The organism is Plantactinospora sp. B5E13 (genome assembly GCF_039871775.1).
GTDB lineage: Bacteria > Actinomycetota > Actinomycetes > Mycobacteriales > Micromonosporaceae > Plantactinospora.
Genome location: NZ_JBDPLT010000011.1, coordinates 1 through 19,028 on the forward strand (window position 1 = coordinate 1; position 19,028 = coordinate 19,028).

The 19,028-nt window shown below is 72.5% G+C and carries 17 protein-coding genes; 8 read left to right on the forward strand and 9 right to left on the reverse strand.

Annotated features, from left to right (window positions below; translation table 11 throughout):
- Positions 1–301 precede the first annotated feature (301 nt).
- Positions 302–1,690, forward strand: a complete 1,389-nt coding sequence (locus tag ABGB05_RS12540) for a serine hydrolase domain-containing protein (RefSeq protein ID WP_347653427.1) — start codon at positions 302–304, stop codon at positions 1,688–1,690.
- A 64-nt stretch (positions 1,691–1,754) separates the two neighbouring features.
- Positions 1,755–2,486 carry a MerR family transcriptional regulator gene (locus tag ABGB05_RS12545; RefSeq protein ID WP_347653428.1) on the forward strand — a complete coding sequence of 244 codons (732 nt, stop codon included), beginning with the start codon at positions 1,755–1,757 and terminating at the stop codon, positions 2,484–2,486.
- Positions 2,487–2,526: 40 nt separating this feature from the next.
- On the opposite strand, the gene ABGB05_RS12550 is transcribed toward ABGB05_RS12545, so the two are convergent.
- Together ABGB05_RS12550 and ABGB05_RS12555 are read right to left on the reverse strand one after the other, a co-directional pair.
- Complete coding sequence (locus ABGB05_RS12550) at positions 2,527–4,299, reverse strand: MFS transporter (RefSeq protein ID WP_347653429.1); 1,773 nt, start codon at positions 4,297–4,299, stop codon at positions 2,527–2,529.
- Entirely contained in the window at positions 4,296–4,847 is a 552-nt protein-coding gene (locus ABGB05_RS12555) for a MarR family transcriptional regulator (protein WP_347653430.1), read from the reverse strand. The genes ABGB05_RS12550 and ABGB05_RS12555 overlap by 4 nt, the downstream gene beginning before the upstream one ends.
- A gap of 185 nt (positions 4,848–5,032) precedes the next feature.
- Here ABGB05_RS12555 and ABGB05_RS12560 point away from each other — a divergent pair, with 185 nt between their 5' ends.
- Positions 5,033–5,278, forward strand: a complete 246-nt coding sequence (locus tag ABGB05_RS12560) for a hypothetical protein (RefSeq protein WP_347653431.1) — start codon at positions 5,033–5,035, stop codon at positions 5,276–5,278.
- 58 nt (positions 5,279–5,336) lie between these two features.
- Here the strand turns inward: ABGB05_RS12560 and ABGB05_RS12565 are convergent, their stop codons facing one another.
- Positions 5,337–6,641, reverse strand: a complete 1,305-nt coding sequence (locus tag ABGB05_RS12565; RefSeq protein ID WP_347653432.1) for an ABC transporter substrate-binding protein — start codon at positions 6,639–6,641, stop codon at positions 5,337–5,339.
- A gap of 177 nt (positions 6,642–6,818) precedes the next feature.
- Between ABGB05_RS12565 and ABGB05_RS12570 the strand changes: the two genes are divergently transcribed.
- On the forward strand, positions 6,819–7,649 hold the full coding sequence (locus ABGB05_RS12570; protein ID WP_347653433.1) for a phosphoribosylaminoimidazolesuccinocarboxamide synthase: 831 nt from the start codon (positions 6,819–6,821) through the stop codon (positions 7,647–7,649).
- Here ABGB05_RS12570 and ABGB05_RS12575 read toward each other — a convergent pair.
- From ABGB05_RS12575 to ABGB05_RS12590, 4 genes are all read right to left on the reverse strand, one after another.
- Positions 7,630–8,826 (reverse strand): glycosyltransferase, encoded by a 1,197-nt coding sequence (locus ABGB05_RS12575; RefSeq protein ID WP_347653434.1) that lies wholly within the window; start codon positions 8,824–8,826, stop codon positions 7,630–7,632. The two genes, ABGB05_RS12570 and ABGB05_RS12575, sit on opposite strands and share 20 nt — an antisense overlap.
- Positions 8,827–8,930: 104 nt before the next feature.
- Positions 8,931–10,148: a glycosyltransferase family 1 protein gene (locus tag ABGB05_RS12580; RefSeq protein ID WP_347653435.1), complete on the reverse strand. Its 1,218-nt coding sequence runs from the start codon at positions 10,146–10,148 to the stop codon at positions 8,931–8,933.
- A gap of 161 nt (positions 10,149–10,309) precedes the next feature.
- Entirely contained in the window at positions 10,310–11,401 is a 1,092-nt protein-coding gene (locus ABGB05_RS12585; RefSeq protein WP_347653436.1) for a hypothetical protein, read from the reverse strand.
- 9 nt (positions 11,402–11,410) lie between these two features.
- Positions 11,411–15,274 (reverse strand): hypothetical protein, encoded by a 3,864-nt coding sequence (locus ABGB05_RS12590; RefSeq protein ID WP_347653437.1) that lies wholly within the window; start codon positions 15,272–15,274, stop codon positions 11,411–11,413.
- 148 nt (positions 15,275–15,422) lie between these two features.
- Here ABGB05_RS12590 and ABGB05_RS12595 point away from each other — a divergent pair, with 148 nt between their 5' ends.
- A complete protein-coding gene (locus ABGB05_RS12595) occupies positions 15,423–15,968 on the forward strand; it encodes a hypothetical protein (protein ID WP_347653438.1) in 546 nt (181 codons plus the stop codon).
- 110 nt (positions 15,969–16,078) lie between these two features.
- Here the strand turns inward: ABGB05_RS12595 and ABGB05_RS12600 are convergent, their stop codons facing one another.
- The gene (locus ABGB05_RS12600; protein WP_347653439.1) at positions 16,079–16,954 is read right to left on the reverse strand and encodes a sigma-70 family RNA polymerase sigma factor; all 876 of its coding nucleotides are present in this window, start codon (positions 16,952–16,954) and stop codon (positions 16,079–16,081) included.
- A 142-nt stretch (positions 16,955–17,096) separates the two neighbouring features.
- Between ABGB05_RS12600 and ABGB05_RS12605 the strand changes: the two genes are divergently transcribed.
- Entirely contained in the window at positions 17,097–17,555 is a 459-nt protein-coding gene (locus ABGB05_RS12605) for a carboxymuconolactone decarboxylase family protein (RefSeq protein ID WP_347653440.1), read from the forward strand.
- Between the two features lie 145 nt (positions 17,556–17,700).
- Here ABGB05_RS12605 and ABGB05_RS12610 read toward each other — a convergent pair whose 3' ends face one another.
- Entirely contained in the window at positions 17,701–18,159 is a 459-nt protein-coding gene (locus ABGB05_RS12610) for a hypothetical protein (protein WP_347653441.1), read from the reverse strand.
- A 14-nt stretch (positions 18,160–18,173) separates the two neighbouring features.
- Here ABGB05_RS12610 and ABGB05_RS12615 point away from each other — a divergent pair, with 14 nt between their 5' ends.
- Both ABGB05_RS12615 and ABGB05_RS12620 read left to right on the forward strand, forming a co-directional pair.
- Positions 18,174–18,758: a DUF5753 domain-containing protein gene (locus ABGB05_RS12615; protein ID WP_347653442.1), complete on the forward strand. Its 585-nt coding sequence runs from the start codon at positions 18,174–18,176 to the stop codon at positions 18,756–18,758.
- A 7-nt stretch (positions 18,759–18,765) separates the two neighbouring features.
- Positions 18,766–18,975: a DUF397 domain-containing protein gene (locus ABGB05_RS12620; protein WP_347653443.1), complete on the forward strand. Its 210-nt coding sequence runs from the start codon at positions 18,766–18,768 to the stop codon at positions 18,973–18,975.
- Positions 18,976–19,028: the final 53 nt, after the last annotated feature.

Consider the following 19,028-nt stretch of genomic DNA (forward strand, 5'->3'; position numbering starts at 1 on the left):
GCACCGTTCGGGTGGACCACGGCCCGATCCCGTACCGATCGACGCGGCCCGCACATTCCCGCCGTGGCGACCCCCTGGCCGGCGGTCACGCCGACGGCACCCGGTTCGCACCGATCAACGTGCCGTCTCTGCCGGGCGCCCGAGGTGATTCCGTACAGGAGATGTCCCACCAGGCTTGACCTTGCCCCTGGGGCAGGGTCCGAGCATTCGTGGCAGGAACGCGCGGAAACACGGAGCGAGCCGGCACGGGGAGGTCGTGGCCGGCTCGGCACCCGGCGCGCAGAGGACGGAAGGAAACCGAATGTCACACGACACGCTCTCCGAATTCGTCGCGGCGACCGCCACGAGGTTCGGCATCCCGGGCGCGGCCGTCGGAGTTTGGGTGGAGAGCCGGGAGGTCTACGCGTGCCACGGCGTGACGAGCGTCGAGAACCCCGTCGCGGTCGACCCGGACACGCTGTTCGCGCTGGGCTCGGTCACGAAGACCTACACGGCGAGCGCGCTGATGTGCCTCGTCGCCCAAGGGCGGGTCGACCTGCACGCGCCGGTGCGGAGGTACGTCCCCGAGCTGGCGCTCGCCGACGAGCGGGCCGCGGCGGAGGTCACCGTGTTGCAACTGCTCAACCACACGTCGGGACTGGACTGGTCGGTCATCGTGGAGCCCGGGGAGGGGAACGACGCACTGGCCGGCTACGTGGCGCGGCTGGCCGACCTGAAGCTGATCGCGCCGCCCGGCACCCGCGTCTCGTACAGTCAGGCCGGCTACAACCTGGCCGGCCGGATCGTGGAGAAGGTCACGGGCCTGACGTATGAGCAAGCCGTCGCCTCGCTGCTCACCGAGCCGCTGGGGCTGTCGCACAGCCTCTTCGCCCCCCTCGACGTGATGACCCGGCGGTTCGCCGTGGGGCACAACCGTGGCGAGGACGGCAGGCTCTCCATCGCGCGGCCGTGGCGGCCGGGTGGACGCGGCAACAACCCCGGCTCGGGTCTGGCGTCCTCGGTGCGTGACCAGCTGCGGTGGGCCCGGTTCCACCTGGGCGACGGACGCGCCGAAGGCGGCGAGCGGGTCCTCCCCGCCGAACTGCTGCGGAGCATGACGGAGCCGACGGTGGCGCTGCGGGGCAGCAGCGCCGGCCAGGCCCTCGGCATCGCCTGGTTCCTGCGCGACGTGGACGGCGTCCGTACTGCCGGGCATGTTGGGTCGTCGGACGGCCAGTTCGCCGAACTGCTCACCGTTCCTGGGCGTGACTTCGCGGTCGTCTCGTTCGCCAACGCCGGTCCGGACGGTACTCCGTTCAACCAGGCCGTGGTGCGCTGGGCGCTCGCGCACTACCTCGGGGTGGTCGACCGGGACCCGGAGCCGGTTCCGTACGACGCGGGGCGCGCCGCCGAGATCGCGGGACGCTACGAGAACGACGCGATGGCGCTGGTCATCGCGACCGACGGGGCGGGGCTGACGCTCGAGGTCGGGATCAAGCCGGAGATCCGCGCGGGACTGGCGGGCGAGGCGCCCCCGGACTACCCGCCGGCCGCGACGGGCCTGCTCCCGGGCGATGGCGACGAGTACCTCATCACCGAGGGCGGGCTGACCGGGCAACGCGGCTTCTTCACCCGCGACGCGACCGGCGGGGTCGTCGGGGTGGACTTCGGCGGCCGCCTCTTCACCCGGGTCCGGACAGCCGTGCGCTAGCCCGCTACCCGGGTGACAGGCGGTACGTTTCGCTTCCGGGCTGGTCGAGGGGAGACCGACGAAAATGATCACCATTGGCCAGCTCGCCGGGTACGCGGGCGTGACGATCAAGGCGGTCCGCCACTACCACGAGCGCGGACTGCTCAAGGAACCACCGCGTGGCTCGTCGGGCTACCGGAGCTACGGTGCCGACCACGCCATCGAGCTGGTCAAAATCAAGACGCTGGCCGAAGCCGGTGTGCCGCTCGCCAGGGTCAGGGAACTGCTCGTGGCCGACCCGGACCGGTTCGCCGCGGCGGTCGCCGAGATCGACCGCACCCTGCGGGAACGGGTTGAGGAGTTGATCCGTACCCGCGAGCGGATCGCCCGACTCAGCGGCGGCGACCGGCTGTTCGTCCCGCCCGAGGTGGCCGACTTCCTCGACCGACTGCGGGTGCTCGGCGTGAGCGAGCGACTGGTACGGATGGAGCGGGACACCTGGATCCTGTTGTACTCGGTCTCGCCGGAGGAGGCGGCCCCGCTCTTTGCCGGCAAGCGCGACTCGATCGACGACCCGGAGTGTGTCGGGATCTACCTGGAGTACGACGCGGCGTTCGACTGGGCTCCCGAGGATCCGCGCCTGCCCGTGCTGGCAGACCGGATGCGGCGCTGGATGGCCAACCGCGACGGTGGGATCGAGGACGAACAGCTTCCGGACCCGACCGCCGCCCGGCTGGTCGGGACCTCGGCCAGCGTGACGTCGCCGGCCTGGGACCGGCTCGCCGAACTCGTCAGCCAGTGGGGCGTACCCGGCTGAGCCCGCTGGCCGGTGTCCGGTGGACGTGTGGCCGGTCGGGTCAATCGGCCTTGGGTCGGCGCGGGAGGTCGGTGGGCGGTTCAGCCGCCGGTGCCTTCGTGGTCAACAGTGAGGCGATCGCCCCGACCACCGCCATCGCGATGGCGAGCCAGAACACCACGGTCAACCCGTGGTGAAACGGTACGGAGATCAGGTTGGGGAAGAACTCCCGACCGACCAGCGTGTGCGCGCTCGATTCGGGCAGCGTGCCGAGCAGTTCTGGGCCGAGCAACTGTTCGATCGGGTTGTAGCCGAGGAAGGCGGCGAAGAGCGTACCGACCGGCGGCAGTCCGGCGATGGAGTGCGCGGTGCTCTCCGGTACGCCCTGTGCGGTCAGCCCGGACTCCAGGGTGCCCGGCAGCGAGCCGGCCAGCCCGGCCACCATCAGCGAGAAGAAGACACCGATCGAGAGGACCATGCCGGCGTTCTGGAAGGTCGCCCGCATGCCGGAGGCGGCACCCCGGAGCCGGGCCGGCACACTCGACATGATCATCGCGGTGTTCGGCGCGGCGAAGAGGCCGCCACCGAGACCGTTCAGGAAGACCAGTACGGCGAAGACCCAGTAGTTGAAGTCGCTCGGGATGAGTAGCAGGCCGGCGAAGGAGGCCGCCATCACCAGCAGGCCACCGGCGGCGAAGATCCGGGCGCCGAACCGGTCGGAGAGCGCCCCGGCCAGCGGGCCGGCGGCGAGGAAACCGATGGTGAGCGGCAGCAGGTAGATGCCGGCCCAGAGCGGGGTCTGCTCGTAGTTGTAGCCGTGCAGCGGCAGCCAGATCCCCTGCAGCCAGATGATCAGCATGAACTGCAGGCCACCCCGGGCGATCGAGCCGAGCAGGCTGGCCGCGTTGCCGCTGGCGAAGGCGGAGATCCGGAACAGCCGCAACGGGAACATCGGCTCGGCCACCCGGCTCTCGACCAGGCAGAACAGCGCGAGGATCGCGACCCCGCCGATCAGCCCGGCCAGCACCCACGGATTGGTCCAGCCCATGGTGTGTCCGCCGTACGGCTGGATGCCGTACGTGATACCGGCGAGCAGCACGGTGAGTCCGATCGCGAAGGTGAGGTTGCCCCACCAGTCGATCCGGGCCCGGACCCGGACCCGGTTCTCCCGCAGTGACCGGTACGCCCAGACGGTGCCGAGCAGTCCGATCGGCACGTTCACCCAGAAGATCGAACGCCAGTTCCACTCGGCGAGCAGACCGCCGAGCACCAGACCGATGAACGAGCCGGCGATGCCGGCGACGATGTTGATGCCGAGGGCGGTACCCCGCTGCTTCGCGGGGAAGACGTCGGTGAGGATCGCCGCCGAGTTCGCCATCAGCATCGCGCCGCCGACGGCCTGGAGCACCCGCCAGCCGATCAGCCACAGCGCGCCCCCGCCCCCGTCGAACGGGTCGAGGGAGAGGACCACCGAGGTGACGGTGAAGAGGGCGAAGCCGGCGTTGTAGATGCGTACCCGGCCGTACATGTCGCCGAGCCGGCCGAGGGTGACCACCAGGACCGCGGTGACCAGCATGTAGCCCATCAGCATCCAGAGCAGGTAGCTGACGTTGCCGGGCTCCAGCGGGTTGAGGTGGATGCCGTTGAAGATCGCCGGGAGTGAGATCAGCACGATCGAGGAGTTGATCGTGGCGAGCAGCATGCCCAGGGTGGTGTTGGTGAGGGCGATCCACTTGTAGCCCGGGTGGTCCGCCCCGCCGCTCAGCGCGCCCCGTACCCGCCCGTCCGGGCGACCGCTGCCGCCGCCGGATCCGGTGTCGGTGGTTGATGTCATCGTGTTCCGCTTCCTGGTGTGACCGAGGGGTTGCCCCCGGCCGTCGGCCCGTGCCCGGCCGAGGTGTGGTGGTTGCCGGGGGATCCGGAGTCGACCGGGGCCCGGGGCGGCCCGGCGAGTCGGTCCAGTACTCCGAGGGTCGTGACGATCGCCGCCCGCTCCTCGGCGGTGACGTCGGCGAGCAGGTCGGCCAGCCGGTCGGCCCGGGCTCGACGTCGGTGGGCCACGAGTTCTCGGCCGGCATCGGTGATCTCCACCGCCACCACCCGGCGGTCGGTGGGGTCGCCGCGTCGGTGCGCCAGGCCGTCCCGTTCCAGCCGGCTGATCAGCTGCGTCATCCCGGGCTGGGTCACCCCCTCGGCGACCGCCAGGTCGGAGATCCGCTGCGCGCCGGCCTCGTCCAGCAGGTACAGCGTCGACGCGGCGGTGAGACTCAGGCCGTCCGGGGTGGTGAGCCGGCGCAGCAGCCGCAGCAGGCGGTCGAAGCTGCCGACCGTACGGAGCGGGTCGACGTCGGCGCCGCCGGGTCCCGGAGTTCGTTCCGTCACCGCACCGTTTTACATCACATGCTTATAGAAGTGTCTTATGATTCGCCCCACAGACTGTTCGGCGTATCGGTGTTGATCACTTCCTGATGGCTCGCCCCGCCGGTTCGGCGCGCCGAACGGAGGTTCTGCCGGCATACCAGGCCGCGTCGCCAGCGGGACTTGCTTCCAGCACCGAGGATGGGGGTATGGAGATTTTCAGGAGATGGTGGGTCCGGCTGACCACGGTGCTCGGCGCCGCGGCGTTGACGGTGCTCGTACCGGCGGTGGCCTGGGCCTCGACCGGACCGGGCGAACTGGTCCTGGAGGCGGCGCGTCGTCGTTCCCGGGGCGGTTTCGGCCTCTTCGGCCTGGTGTGCTGCCTGGTCGTGGTCGGGTTGATCGTGGTGGCACTGCTTGTCGTGCTGCGCAACCGCCGATCGGGTCGCGACTGACCGCCGGGTCGCGACCGATGGGTGGGGCCGGCGGCGCCGGAGGCCAGGCCGCCGGCGGTCAGCTGGTCAGAGCGGCGTTGGCCTGACTGATGAAGGCGGCGGCGGCCTCCCGGGGAGTCGCCCGCCCGAACTGGACGCTCTCCGCCGCCTGGACCAGCAGCGTCTTGACCGTGGAGTGTCCCTTCGGTGGGGGCACCGGAGCCGCCCCGAACCGGTCGGCCATCTCGGCCTCGAAGTCGGCCGTCAGTTTCATGCTCTCGTCGGTCAGCGACTCCTGCACCACCCTGCGGACGTCGAGGTTGGCGCTCAGACCGCGCTCGGTGCCGAGGATGCCGCCGGCGGTGACGTCATTGACCAGGAAGTCGATGACGTGCACCACGGTCTCCGGGTGGCGGGTGCCCCGGAAGCCGGCCCAGTAGATCGCGGCCCGGGCCCACTGGGCATCCGGCTTCCCCGGATAGCTGACCACACCGAGTTTGTCCTGGGTCAGCTTCTGCAGTTCCGGCAACTGGTTGGACCAGACGAACGAGGCCGCCGCCCGGCCGGTGGCGACCAGTTGCTTGGTCACGTCGCCGCTGTTCGCCGGCTGGATCACCGTGGCGGGCGGGGTGGCGCCACTGCGCCGGGCGCCCTGCCACAACTCGAACCACTCGGTGAGGTCGTTCTCGGTGAAACCGACCTGGCGGCCCTCGTAGAGTTCCTTCTGCCGCGACCGCAGCCACATCCACAGCGCCTTGTAGTCGGCGGACGGGTCCATGGTGCCGGCCACCTTGCCGCCGCTGGCCACCGTCACCTGTTCGGCCCAGGCCAGGTACTCCGGATAGGACATCCCGATCCGCGGTTCCGGCAGGTTGAGCCGTTGCAACAGGCTTTTGTTGTAGATCAGGCCCGGGGTGTTCTCCGCCCCCGCCGCGGCGACGGTCCGGCCGCCGATCTGGCTGGACTGGGCGAGACCGCTCGGAAACTTACGGAGATCCAGCACATCGGCCCGGACGTACTCGGTCATGTCCAGGAGAATGTCTCGCTGGGCGTACTCGGTCAGGTAGTTGTCGTCGATCTGGAAGATGTCGGGTGCGTTGCCGGCGGCGGCCTCGGTGGAGAGCCGGTCGTAGTAGCCGGCGTTGCCCTGCCAGGTGAAGGTGAACCGTACGTGCGGGTACCGCTGGCTGTAGATCTCCAGGGCCTGCTTGGTCAGCGCGGCCCGCTGGTCGCCACCCCACCAGAAGACGGAGAGCTCGATCCGCTCCGGTCCGGGCGCGGCCTTCGGGCTGGTGCAGCCGCTGAGGACGATCACCGCGGCGAGCAGCGCGGCGCCGAGCCGACGCCGGGTCCGGCCGGTCGGGGTGGGGAGGGGGAGAGGCACGACAGCTCCTGACGACACCGGTCATCTGCGACGGCAACCGGATCATTTACACAGTCGGCCTCACCGGGTGTCAACGGTCATCCGGCCGGGATCGCCGATCCACTACCCGAAACCGGAGCCGTCGGGCGGTTCGGGGGTGTTCCGGGCCCGGCCGGATCCCGTGATGTACTTGGGCGCGTGGAACTGCTGCATTCAGGCAAGGTCAGGGACGTGTACGCCGACGGCGCCGACCTGATCCTGGTCGCCTCCGACCGGGTGTCGGTCTACGACATCGCGCTGCCGACCCCGATCCCGGACAAGGGCAAGCTGCTCACCGCGCTCTCCCTGTGGTGGTTCGAGCAGCTCGCCGACCTGGTGCCGAACCACGTCATCTCGGCGACCGACGTGCCCGAGGAGTTCGCCGGCCGGGCGATCCGGGTGCGCCGGCTGGAGATGGTGCCGGTCGAGTGCATCGCGCGCGGCTACCTGACCGGTTCGGGACTCGCCGACTACCAGCGGACCGGCGCGGTCTGCGGTGTCCCGCTCCCGCCCGGACTGGTCGAGTCCTCGATCCTGCCCGAGCCGATCTTCACGCCGACGACCAAGGCGGCGCAGGGCGAACACGACGAGTCGATCACCTTCGACGACGTCGCGGCCAAGGTCGGCGCCGAGACCGCCGAGCGGCTCCGCTCCATCACCCTGGACGTCTACTGTCGGGGCGCCGAACTGGCCGCCGAACGGGGTGTCCTGATCGCCGACACGAAACTCGAACTCGGCTGGGCGCCGGACGGCACCCTGACCCTCGGCGACGAGGTCCTCACCTCCGACTCGTCACGCTTCTGGTGGGCGGAGAACTACCAGCCCGGCCGTTCGCAGTACGCGCTCAGCAAGCAGTTCGTCCGGGACTGGGCGGTCGGCACCGGCTGGGACAAGACCGGCCCGGCCCCGGAGATGCCGCCCGAGATCGTCGAGGCGACCCGGGACCGCTACATCGAGGTCTATGAACGGATCACCGGTCGCCGCTGGTGACCGGCACAGCCGGCAGGTCGTGGGCGGCCAGGAAACCCGCCACCGCCGCCGACCACGGATAGCGTTCCGCCTGCTGCCGGGCGGCCGTCCGGCGTTCGGACACCGGGCGGGCGGCCAGGGCCAGCACCGCGTCCGCGTAGCCCGGCCCGCCGCCGGTCGCGGCGAGCCCGGCGCCGCCGAGGACCTCCGGTAACGCGCTCTCCGCGCTCGCCACCACCGGCGTACCGCTGGCCAACGCCTCCAGGGCGGCCAGGCCGAAGGTCTCCACCGGCCCGGGCGCGACCACCACGTCCGCGGTGGCGAGCAGCCGCGCGAGCAGGTCACGGTCGGCGACGTACCGGAGGAACCGGACCGGCAGCTTGTCGCGCGCGGCGGTGGCCCGCAACCGGTCCCGGTGCGGCCCGTCCCCGACCACCAGCAGGACCGCCGGTACGCCCCGGGCGCGCAACTCGGCCAGCGCGGCGAGGGACCGCTCGGGGCGCTTCTCCGGCGACAACCGGCCGCAGTGCAGCAGAACCAGGTCGTCGGTGCCGGCGTGGGCGGCCCGCAGTTCCGGGTCGTACCGGTCCGGGCGGAAATGGTCGAGGTCGACCCCGAGCGGCACCTGGTGCAGGTCGGGCGCGCCGATCCGGCGGAACTCGGCCGCCGCCCAGCCGGTCGTGCAGACGATCCGGTCATGGCCGGCGACGGTACGGGCGTTGAGCCGGTCGGCCAGCCGGTCGGCGCCGGACCAACTCCGGGTCGACAGCCGCAGCAGCCCGGCCAGGCTCTCGTGCGACACCATCACGGTCGGAATGCCCTGCTCACGGGCCCACCGTCCAACCCAGCGCAGGGTCGTCCGGTCGGAGATCTCCAGTCGGTCCGGCCGGAGTTCCCGCAACAGCCGGACGAGCCGTCGCCGGTCGAGCAGCACCCGGTAGCCGCCCATCCCGGGCACGGGCGGGCTGGCCAGGGTGATCACCCGACCCTGTCCGGTCAGCTCGTCGCCGTCGTGTCGACCGGGCACCACCAGGACCGGCTCGTGACCGGCGGCAGCGTATCCGGCCCCGAGCTGCCGCAGCGCGGTACGCAGCCCACCCGAACGTTCGGTGACGAAGTTTGCCAACCGGACGATCCGCCCGGCGCCCGCCGATCCGGCCCGACCGCACAACCGGTGACCGTGGTCGAGGCGATCCATCGGAGGCGTCACGTGGTGGCCGCTCGGGGCCGTCAGGCGGTGGCCGGTCGGGGTTGTCTCGGGGCGGCCTGCCGAGGTGGTCAGGCGGTGGCCGGTCGGTGGCGTCACGCAGCGGCCTGCCGGGGCCGGAAGAGGCGGCCGGGGCGGGTGCCGCCGGTGCCGGCCGTACCGGTGCGGTCGATTCCGGTCTCCTCGGACCGTACCGCCAGGTAGTGGTCGATCAGCTCGTCACCGATCGCCGACCAGGTACGGCCACCGACCGCGTCCCGCCCGGCCCGGCCGTACGCCGCCCGGCGCCCCGGGTCGGCGACCAGCTCGGCGATCGCCGTGGTGAACGCCTCCGGATCGTCCGGCGGCACCAGGGTGCCGGTGCGCCCCGGCTCGACCAGGTCCAGCGGCCCACCGGCGGCCGGGGCCACCACGGGCAGCCCACTCGCCATCGCCTCCTGCACCGTCTGGCCGAAGGTCTCGTACGGGCCGGTGTGCGCGAAGACGTCGAGGCTGGCGTAGATCCGGGCCAACTGCAGGCCGTGCCGGGGGCCGAGGAAGAGCGCGTTCGGCAGGTCCCGCCGCAGCGCCGGGGCGGCCGGACCGTCGCCGACCACCACCACCCGGACCCCGGGCAACTCGCTCGCCCCGGCCAGCAGCTCCACCCGCTTCTCCGGCGCCAACCGGCCCACGTAGCCGACCAGGATCTCGCCGTCCGGGGCCAGGGCGTGCCGCAACGCCGTACTGCGCCGGTGCGGGTGGAACCGGACGCTGTCCACGCCCCGCTGCCACAGCCGGATCCGGTGGATCCCGTGCTCGTGCAGGGCGGTCGCGGTGGCGGTGGACGGGACGAGGGTGCGGTTCGCCGCGTTGTGCACGTACCGCAGCCACCGCCAGGCGGCTGCCTCGGTGACCCGGACCCGGTACGCGCGGGCGTACGCCGCCACGTCGGTCTGGTAGACGGCGACCGACGGCAGGCCGAGCGCCCGGGCCACCGCCACACCCCGGGCACCGAGCACGAACGGGCTGGCCAGGTGCACGACGTCGGTGCCGTGCGCGCGCAGCGCGGTGGGCAGTTCCCGGCCGGGCAGGCCGAGCCGGAACTGCGGGTAGCCGGGCGTCGGCACCGACGGCACCCGCAGCACCAGGTACGGCAGCGCCGCGTCCCGGGCCCGGTGGTCGGCGCGTTCCCGGGGCCCGGCCGAGGCCGGCTGCGGAGCGATCACCATCGGTTGGTGGCCACGACGTACCAGGTGCTCCGCCACCCGTACGACCGAGTGGGCCACTCCGTTCACGTCCGGCGGGAACGACTCCGTGACGATCGCGATCCGCATGGGCTCACGGTCGCGGAGGTCTCCACCGTCCAGGCCACGACACCGTGACCGCCCGGCGAACTGTCATCGACGAAGCGACGTGTCGACGCCGGGGCCCGGCGTGGCCCCGGTGGGGCCCTGGAGGGGCACGACGGCGTGACGAGGGCCGGCGTCCCGGCGGTTCAGGCCACGGCGGGTGGCGGTGCCGGGCGTGGGCCGGCGTCGGTCGCCGGGCCCGGGTGGTCCGGGGCGGCGGCATCGACGAGCTGGGCTGCGAGCGGCAGACCGACGGCGAGGGCGAGCAGGACCGCGCCGGGGAGCACGGAGACGCCGTCGGCCGGATAGTACCGACCGGCGATCTCGAACAGGATGGACGAGGTGATCATGGAGAGGAACGCCCCGCCGATGACCAGCACCGGACTGGCCACCGCGCTGACCAGGGTGAGGGTCGTCCAGAGCGCCCCGGTGCGGACGGGCCGGCCGACGGGATGCCGCCGGAGCAGGGCGACGACCAGCACGGCCAGCGGTACGGCGACCAGGGTGGCCCGGCTCGTCAGCGACTGGTCGAGTCCCCGCCCGGTGGCGAGGCCGAGACCGGCCAGGGCCAGGGCCGGCGGTGCCGCCACCCCGAGGACCGCCACCAGCGGGATCCGGCGGGGCCGGGCGGCGACCACGGCGACCGCCGCCAACGCGGTGAGCAGCACCGGCAGCACGGCGGTCAGCACCGACAGGCCCACCGGCAGGAAGGGGTGGTTGACCGCCGGGGTGCCCTGGGCCAGTGGCAGCGGTGCACAGCCGGCCGCGACGATCGCGACCACGGCGAGCCGACGACGGACCACGGGAAGTTCGGTTCCCGGGCCGAGACGCCCGCCCAGCCAGCCGGCGGCGGCGGCCGCGAGCGCGCCCGAGAACAGGGCCAGCGCCAGGCCGCTGCCACCGGCGGCGCCGGACCGCTCCAGCACACTGTCGACCCCGAGCAGCAGTACGGTCAGCAGCACCGGCCCGAGCGCCGCACCACGCCGGCCGGCGAGCACGGTGAGCAGGCCGAGCGCCGCGAGCAGGATCGCCGTCCAGCGCAGTTCGGCGACCCAGAGGAAGATCTCCCCGTCCCCGCCCGGCATCGGCGCGGTCCGGGCCACCACCGGCATCGCCGGGGTGAGCACCGCCAGCGTGTACGCCCAGCCGACGATCGCCGCCGCCAGGATCAGCATTCCGGATCGGACAGTGCCGGTCGACGTGACGTCCCGCCCGGTCGCGGAGTGAGGAAAGATCACCCGGCAAGCCTAGTTCCCGGAACCAGGCTCCGGGGTCCCTGAGCCGAGGAGGAAGGTACGCCGCTCGTCGTCGGCGAACGGGCGGGTCGCCCGGGTGGCGGCGGTGGCGAGGAGCCGGTCGACCGGCCCGCAGACGTCGCAGTGCCAGACCCGTACCGTTCCGTCGGAGTGGACGGTGCCGACCACCCCGTCCGGGGCGAAGGTGAAACCCAGCGGGCCCGGCCCGAGGACACGCAGGGTCACCGGTGTGGTGCCGCCGACGGCGGGCCAGAGCTGCACGCCGGTGAGTTCCTCCCCGCCGAGCAACGCCAGGTGCCGACCGTCCGGGGTGTACGTCAGCCGGGTGGTGGCGTAACCCTGCCCGACCGCGGCGAGGACAACACTCGGGGCCCCGCCGCCCACCGGCCAGACCCGGACGGTGCTGTCCCGGGCCAGCGCCGCGACCCGGCCACCGTCCGGGCTGAACGACACCGAACTGACCGGTTCGGTACCGCCGGTCAGCGTCACGACGGCGCCGCCCGGCGGCGGTACGTCGGCCGGACCGTCGGGGACGTCGTGCAGTCGTACACCGCCGTCGGGGCCGCCGATCGCCAGCCGGCCGCCGTCCGGGTGGAACGCGACCGCGGTGCCGACCTCCGCCAGCCGTACCGGCTCCGGACGCGGGCCGTCGACGCCGCCCCACAGGGTGACACCGCCGGAGCCGCTGGTCAGCAGCCGACGACCGGTCGGGTCGACGGTGATCCGGGTCGCCGGGCCGGCCGGGACGGCGTACCGGAGCCGTCCGGTCGGCCGGTCCCACATCCGCAGCACACCGGCGGCGTCGAGGGTGGCCAGACGTGTCCCGTCCGGAGCGAAGGCGACATCCATGGTCATCCCGGTGTGTCCGGCCAGGACCAGATCGGCGGATCCGTGATCCGGGGGAGCCGGGGTCGTGCCGGGAGCGGGCCGGACCCGGACCGTACCGTCGTGGATGCCGGCGGTGGCCAGGTACCGGCCGTCCGGGCTGAACCGGGCGACGTGCACCAGACCCGGGTGCGGGCGGACCACCGCCGGGTCGTACGCCCCGCCGACGTCCCAGCCGCGGACCGTGCCGTCCTCACCGACGCTGACCAGCCGATCGTCCGCGGTCAGGGTGAGCGCGCAGACCGCGCCGGCGTGCCCGCGCAGCGTCAGCGGGTCGTTCGTTCCGGCGGTGTCCCAGATCCCGATCACGCCGTAGCTGTTCTTGGTGACCAACCGACGTCCGTCCGGGCTGAAGACGGCCGGCAGCACTCCCCGGAGCCGACCGAGCAGCAGCGGTCGGTCGCCGCCGCCCACCTCCCAGATCCGCAGGCTGCCGCCCTCCCCGGCGACGTTGTCGGTGGCCGCGACCCGCCGGCCGTCCGGGCTGAACAGCAGCCCGTCCGCGCTGCCGGTGGAGTCGGCGAGCTCGGTCGGCGCCCGGTCCGACCTGGTCAGGTCCCAGACCCGGGCCGGCGCGGCGACGGTGGCGGCGGCCAGCTGGCGCCCCTGCGGTGACCAGGCCAGCGAGTACACCGCCCCACTGCCGGCCTGCGGCAGGACCCGGGCCCGAGGGCGCCGGGAGACGTCCCAGATCCGGACCGCACCGTCGCCGTCCCCGGTCGCCAGCGACCGGCCGTCCGGGCTGAACCGGACGTCGAGGACCGTGCCGTGGTGACCGGGCAGCAGGACCGGGCCGGCGTCGAGGTCGGCGGTGTCCCAGAGCCGTACCGCCGGGTCCCGGTGTCCGCTGGCCACCCACCGGCCGTCCGGACTGATCGCCACCGCGTGCATGTCCCGCCCGGGATCCGGCAGCGGCACCGACGGTCCGGACGGGTCGGTGCCGTCCCACCGCCACACCCTGCCGTCCGGTGCGGCGGCGGCGACGTACCGGCCGTCCGGGGTCAGCGCGGCGTTCTTGACCCGGGTGCCCGGGACCTGCCCCGGGTCGAGGAGCCGTCGGGTGTCGAGGCCACGCCAGTGCAGGGTCGCCTGCCGCAGCGCCGTCTCGGCCTCGCCGTCCGGGCGCAGGTCGTACGCCATCCGGGCCAGCATGAACGCCAGTTGCGGATCGCGCGGCAGTTGCGCCCGCGCCCCGGCGACCAGCTGCCGGTGTACGGCGAGATCCCGCTGACCCCGGGCCCGTCCCGCCTGCACGACCGCGACCCCGGCCAGGACGGTCACCACCGTGACTACCCCGGCCAGCGCACCGCCGAACAACCGGCGCCGGTTACGTCGCCGGCGTAGCGCACCGTCCTCGGCCGCCCGGCTGGCGTCGAGGAACTCCCGTTCCGGGCCGGTCAGGCTCTCCGGGTGCGTCTGTGCCCAGGACCGGGCCCGGGACAGCGCCAATCCCCGGTACAGGCCGTCCGGATCGTGGTCGAGGGACCGCCACGACGCGGCGGCCTGGGTCAACCGCCGGTGCACCCGTACGCCGTCGAGGTCCTCCTCCAGCCATCGGCGCAGTCGGGGCCAGGCGTCGAGCAGTGCCTCGTGGGCCAGCCGGACCGACCGGTCGTCCACGGTGACCAGCCGGGCCGCCGCCAACCGTTCCCGCACGCCGAGCGTCAGCGGGTCGGTCTCGTCCAGTTCGGAGCGGTCCACCCGGCGCGCGGTGGGCAGCTCGGTGCGGTCCACCCGGTGTGCCGCGGCCGGTTCGTCGCCGGTGCCGATCTCCACCAGTCGGAGCAGCAGGTGCCGGGCCACCCGGCGCTGCGCGACGGAGAATTCCTGCCAGACCTGTTCGGCGGTCTGCGCGACGGCGCCGTCCACCCCACCGGCCGCCTGGTAACCGGCCAGGGTCACCGCGTTGCCCCGACGCCGCCGCCATGTCTCCAGCAGCACGTGCGAGGCGACCGGCAGCGCGCCGACCCGACCGGCGACCTGGGCGACGATCGTGGAGACCAGCGCGCCCTCGACCATCGCCCCGGCCCGTTCGGCCGGCCGGACCACGGCGTCCCGGAGCTGGCCGGCGGTCATCGGTCCGATCAGCACCTGGGCGTCGGCCAGCGCGCCGACGAGTGCCGGCAGTTCGGCGCAGTGGCCGTAGAAGTCGGCGCGGACCCCGAGCACCACCCGCAGCCGGCTCTGGGGGGCGGTCACCGCGGCGAGCAGGGCGGCCACGAAACCGGCCCGGTCGGCGGGTTCCCGGCAGAGCGTGAAGATTTCCTCGAACTGGTCGACGACCAGCCACAACTCGGACTCCGGCGGCGTGTCGGCGAGGACCTGGCGGACGGTCAGGTGCAGCCGGGACGGGGCGGCGGCCAGGTCGGCGCGGAGCGTACCGGCCGGGATCCGGAGCAGCCGGCCGAGCTGCACGGCCAGCTCGCCGAGCGGGTCCGCCCCTGGCGTCAACACCAGCACCGTCGGCGCCGGGTCGCCGGCCGTCACCGCCGGTACCAGTCCGGCCCGGAGCACCGAGGACTTGCCGCTGCCGGAGGCGCCGAACAGCGCCACGAACCGGCGGTCGGTCAGCCGTCGGCGCAGGTCGGCGACCACGTCCTCCCGGCCGAAGAACCACTCCGCGCGCTCCGGCCCGTACGCCAGCAGGCCCTGGTACGGCGGGTCGTCCTCGGTCGTCGGGAGTGGCCCGGACCGTCCGCCGCCGGTCTCGGTACGGGCGAGCTGCCGCCACCGTTCCGCCCACTCGTCCGGGTCCCCGCCGCAGGCGTTGACGTACGCCAGGGTGACGGCGAGGGTCGGCAACCGGCGCCCGCCGGCGGCCTCGGAGAGCGTCGTCGCCGAGAAGTGCGCCCGCCGGGCCAGCTCCCGGTAGCCCGGATGGCCGGCCTTCTCCCGGAGCAGCCGCAGCCCGGCCGCGAACTCCATCAGCGCGGGGCTGCCCGGCCCCAGTTCACCCTCGGGTCGCGGCACGGCACACATCCATCCGTACGTCGGTTTGTCCGGGGTTGATTGTCCGGTCCGGCGCCCCGAAGCCGGACAACGAGTCGGCGACTAGACATCGATTCATCGGGAGCCGACAGGTGCTCCCACCAGCGGAAAGATCACGAGGTGATCAGAAATGCGGTTCATCCGTACATCGGTCGGCGGGGTACGCGCCCTGGCCGTCCTGCTCGGACTGACCACGGCCCTGCTCGTCGGAACGGCGGCGCCGGCCAGCGCCGCGATCATCACCGTCCAGGACAGCTTCGAGGGAGCGCAGGCGGCGAACTGGAGCTTCACCCACGTGGGTGACGGCACCGGTGGGATCAGCACCCTCCAGGCCCGTACCGGGGCACAGGACGGGTTCATCTCGATGCGTAGCGCCGGCTTCTCGTCGGTCGGCCGGCGGGTGTTCCTGCCGCCGACCACCAGCTGCACGGCCGGCATCTGGGTTAACCCCGTGCTGGCCAACCAGCAGATCAACTTCGAGATCATCGAGCCGAACAGCTTCACGTACGTGGCGTTGAAGACGGTGGTGCTCAGCGGCAGCGCTCCGTACACCTTCATCTCGACGTCGTGGAACCACGGCCCGACGGACGTCCTGGTCCGGGTCTCGCTGATCGGGGTCAACGGCACGACACTGGCCGCCTGGGTCGACGACCTCGGCATCCTCTGCACCACCTGAGGTGAAAGGAACGGGCCCTTCCGGTCGCTTCAGCACCGGAAGGGCCCGTTCCCGCCGGCCCGGCCCGGCGCGGCGCGGTCGATCGGGCGGGCGGGCGCGTCGGGCCGGAGTCAGGAGTCGAAGATCTCCAGGTCGAGGTTCTGGAGCTCGTCGGGGTCGGCGACCACGTCGATCGCGGCGATCCGCCCGCCGACGATCGTGAAGCTGAGCGCCAGGAAGAGCTTGCCGGACGGCGTCCGGACCACCACCCCGGCGGCCCCGTCGACGTACGCGGGAACCGCGGCCTTGGCCCCGCCGTTGACGAGGGCGGCGACCCGCTCGGCGCCCCGTACCTCGGCACCCGCGCCGAGTCGGGCCGCCGCCTCGTCGGCGCGGACCACGACGTCGGGGTCGAGCAGGGTCAGCAGGGCGGCGAACTCCCCGGCCCGGGCGGCGGCCAGGAACGCCTCGACGATCTCCCGCTGTCGGGACAGGTCGGTGTCCGGGGTCGCCGCGTCGGCCCGTACCCGACGTCGGGCCCGGCTGGCGAGCTGGCGGGCGGCCGTCGGAGTCCGGCCGACGATCGGCGCGATCTCGTCGAACGAGACGGCGAACATGTCGTGCAGGACAAACGCGAGCCGTTCGGCGGGGGTCAGGGTCTCCAGGACGACGAGCAGGGCCAGCCCGACCGCGTCGGCGAGCAGCGCCTCCTGTTCCGGGTCGGTCGGTCCGCCGCTGGTGGCCGGCTCGACCGGCCGGTCGTGGATCGACTCCTCCCGGCGGGAGGTACGGGACCGCAGCATGTCGAGGCAGATCCGGCCGACGACCGTGGTCAGCCAGGCGTCGAGGTTGTCGACCGCGTCCGCGTCGGTCCGGTTGAGCCGGAGCCAGGTTTCCTGGACCGCGTCGTCGGCCTCGGTGAGCGAGCCGAGCATCCGGTACGCCACCGCCCGCAGTCGGGGCCGGTTCCGTTCGAAGTGCTCGACCAGTACGTCGTTCCCGCTCACGGTCCGCTCCTCGCATGTTCTGTGTCGTTTTGTGGCTTCCGCCACATGTGTCACATCGGTCGGTCGGGGTCCGTCGACATGCCGACGGACCAGACCACACCGATGTGACACCACACCGGTGGAGAGTGGCAAGGAGAGACCCATGCAGGCACGTCTCGACAACCCGGCGACCCTGCTCCCGGAGGTCCTGCCGGCGATCAACACCATCTACAAGACGACCCACTCTGCCGGGGTTCCGGCGCCGACCCTGGAGCTGGTGCACATGCGGGCCAGCCAGATCAACGGCTGCAGCGTCTGCCTGGACATGGGCGCGCGCAAGGCCAGGCAGAGCGGCGAGACTGACGATCGGCTGTTCGCCGTGGCGGCCTGGCGGGAGACGCCGTACTTCACCGACGCCGAACGCGCGGCCCTGGCGCTCACCGAGGCGGTCACCCGGATCGCCGACCGGCCGGAGGCGGTCTCCGACGAGATCTGGGCGGACGCGGCCAAGCACTACAACGATAAGGAGCTTGCCGCGCTGGTGCTCTGGATCGCGGTCAGCAACATGTTCAACCGGGTCAACGCCGCCGTCCGGCTGCAGGCCCCGGTGAACTTCGGCTGACTGACCGGCGTACGCGTCAGGCCGCGGCCGGCGGAACCGACGGCGGTGACCGGGCAGCGATGACCTGGTGGCGGGCCGGGATGGCCGGTCAGGACGGGTTGGCCGCCTCGACGTCGAGGCGGCCAACCGGTGGGCGGGTCGGGGGTCAGGCGGCGGCGGGAACGGGAGTACGTCGGCGGCGGATCGCCCGGGCCAGGGCGAGGATCCAGAACACCGCAGCCGCCACGCCACCCACCACGAACGCGGTGACGAGCAGCCAGGTGTAGCCGCCCTCGTTGGAGAAGACGCCGTTGCGGGCACCGGTGTCCCGGGCCGCCACCTGCTGTCCGGCGGTCATCCCGTCGGGGTCGTCGTAGAGGATGACGTCGGTGCGCTGCTCGCCGCCCTCGGCGGCGACCCAGTTGCCGTACCAGGTGCAGCTGCGCCGGCCGCAGTCCTCGCGGACGGCGGTGAAGGTGCCCTCGGTACCGCCGCCGGCATTCGCCTGCCAGGACGGGACCAGGTCGGAAAGGCCGAAGGCGAAGCCGATGGCGGCGATGACCGGAAGTCCGACCCAGAGGAAGAACTTCGACTGCCAGCCGCTGAATTTGTCGAAGAGACTCACGGCGCGTCAGGCTAGTGGAAGGGGCGGACAAGAAGGTGCCCCTTTCCCGACTGTCCTCGTTCGAGACGGAGGCGAGCGCCATCTTCGGCTTCGAACCGCTGCTCGTTCCCGGGCTCCTTCAGACGGCCGACTACACGCGAGCGCTGATGAAAGCGTGTGGTGTGCCGGATCCTGACGCCCAGTTCCGGGTCGCCGCTCGGCTTGGTCGGCAGGCCGTCTTGACCCGCGACGAATCTCCTGAGATCCACGCTGTCCTCGACGAGGGCGTACTGCGCCGGGCGCTCGGCGGTCCGGCGGTGATGGCCCGGCAACTGCGCCACCTGCTGGAGATGGCAAGACGTCCGCGTCTGAAGATCCAGGTTGTACCGCTGGCTGTCGGCGGACATACCGGGCTCGACGGGGGTTTCAGCATTATCGACTTCCCTCGGCACAAGTCGGTGGTCCACCTGGAGCACAAGCTTGCATCCCTGTTCCTGGAAGAACCGGCGGACGTGGCCACCTTCCGGCGGACGGCGGAAGCCCTGGCGGGGCTGGCGCTCTCTCCGGCAGAATCGATCGAGTTCATCGCGAGAGTCGCTGACGAGCATGAGCGGGTGTGAGGGCAGGATGGTTAGGCAGGTTCTCGCTGACCTGGTGTGGCGCAAGTCGAGCCGTAGCGGCTCGGACGCCAACTGTGTGGAGGTGGCGGAGTTGCCGAGCGCGGTGGCGGTACGCGACTCCAAGGACCCCGACGGCCCGGTCCTGGTGTTCGCCGCCGGACCGTGGGCGGCCTTTGTCGCAGGCACCCAAAGGGACGCCGTTGGCAGTTCGCACTGAACCTGCCGGCGGTGCCGACCGGCTCCGTCCCGGGATCTCTGCGACGAACCTAG

Excerpts from the sequence above, each read along its gene's own strand:
- ABGB05_RS12545 (WP_347653428.1), top strand. The coding sequence starts at position 1,755 with ATGATCACCATTGGCCAGCTCGCCGGGTACGCGGGCGTGACGATCAAG.
- ABGB05_RS12560 (WP_347653431.1), top strand. The coding sequence starts at position 5,033 with ATGGAGATTTTCAGGAGATGGTGGGTCCGGCTGACCACGGTGCTCGGC.
- ABGB05_RS12540 (WP_347653427.1), top strand. The coding sequence starts at position 302 with ATGTCACACGACACGCTCTCCGAATTCGTCGCGGCGACCGCCACGAGG.
- ABGB05_RS12620 (WP_347653443.1), top strand. The coding sequence starts at position 18,766 with ATGGTTAGGCAGGTTCTCGCTGACCTGGTGTGGCGCAAGTCGAGCCGT.
- ABGB05_RS12580 (WP_347653435.1), bottom strand. The coding sequence starts at position 10,148 with ATGCGGATCGCGATCGTCACGGAGTCGTTCCCGCCGGACGTGAACGGA.
- ABGB05_RS12575 (WP_347653434.1), bottom strand. The coding sequence starts at position 8,826 with ATGGATCGCCTCGACCACGGTCACCGGTTGTGCGGTCGGGCCGGATCG.
- ABGB05_RS12550 (WP_347653429.1), bottom strand. The coding sequence starts at position 4,299 with ATGACATCAACCACCGACACCGGATCCGGCGGCGGCAGCGGTCGCCCG.
- ABGB05_RS12605 (WP_347653440.1), top strand. The coding sequence starts at position 17,097 with ATGCAGGCACGTCTCGACAACCCGGCGACCCTGCTCCCGGAGGTCCTG.
- ABGB05_RS12595 (WP_347653438.1), top strand. The coding sequence starts at position 15,423 with ATGCGGTTCATCCGTACATCGGTCGGCGGGGTACGCGCCCTGGCCGTC.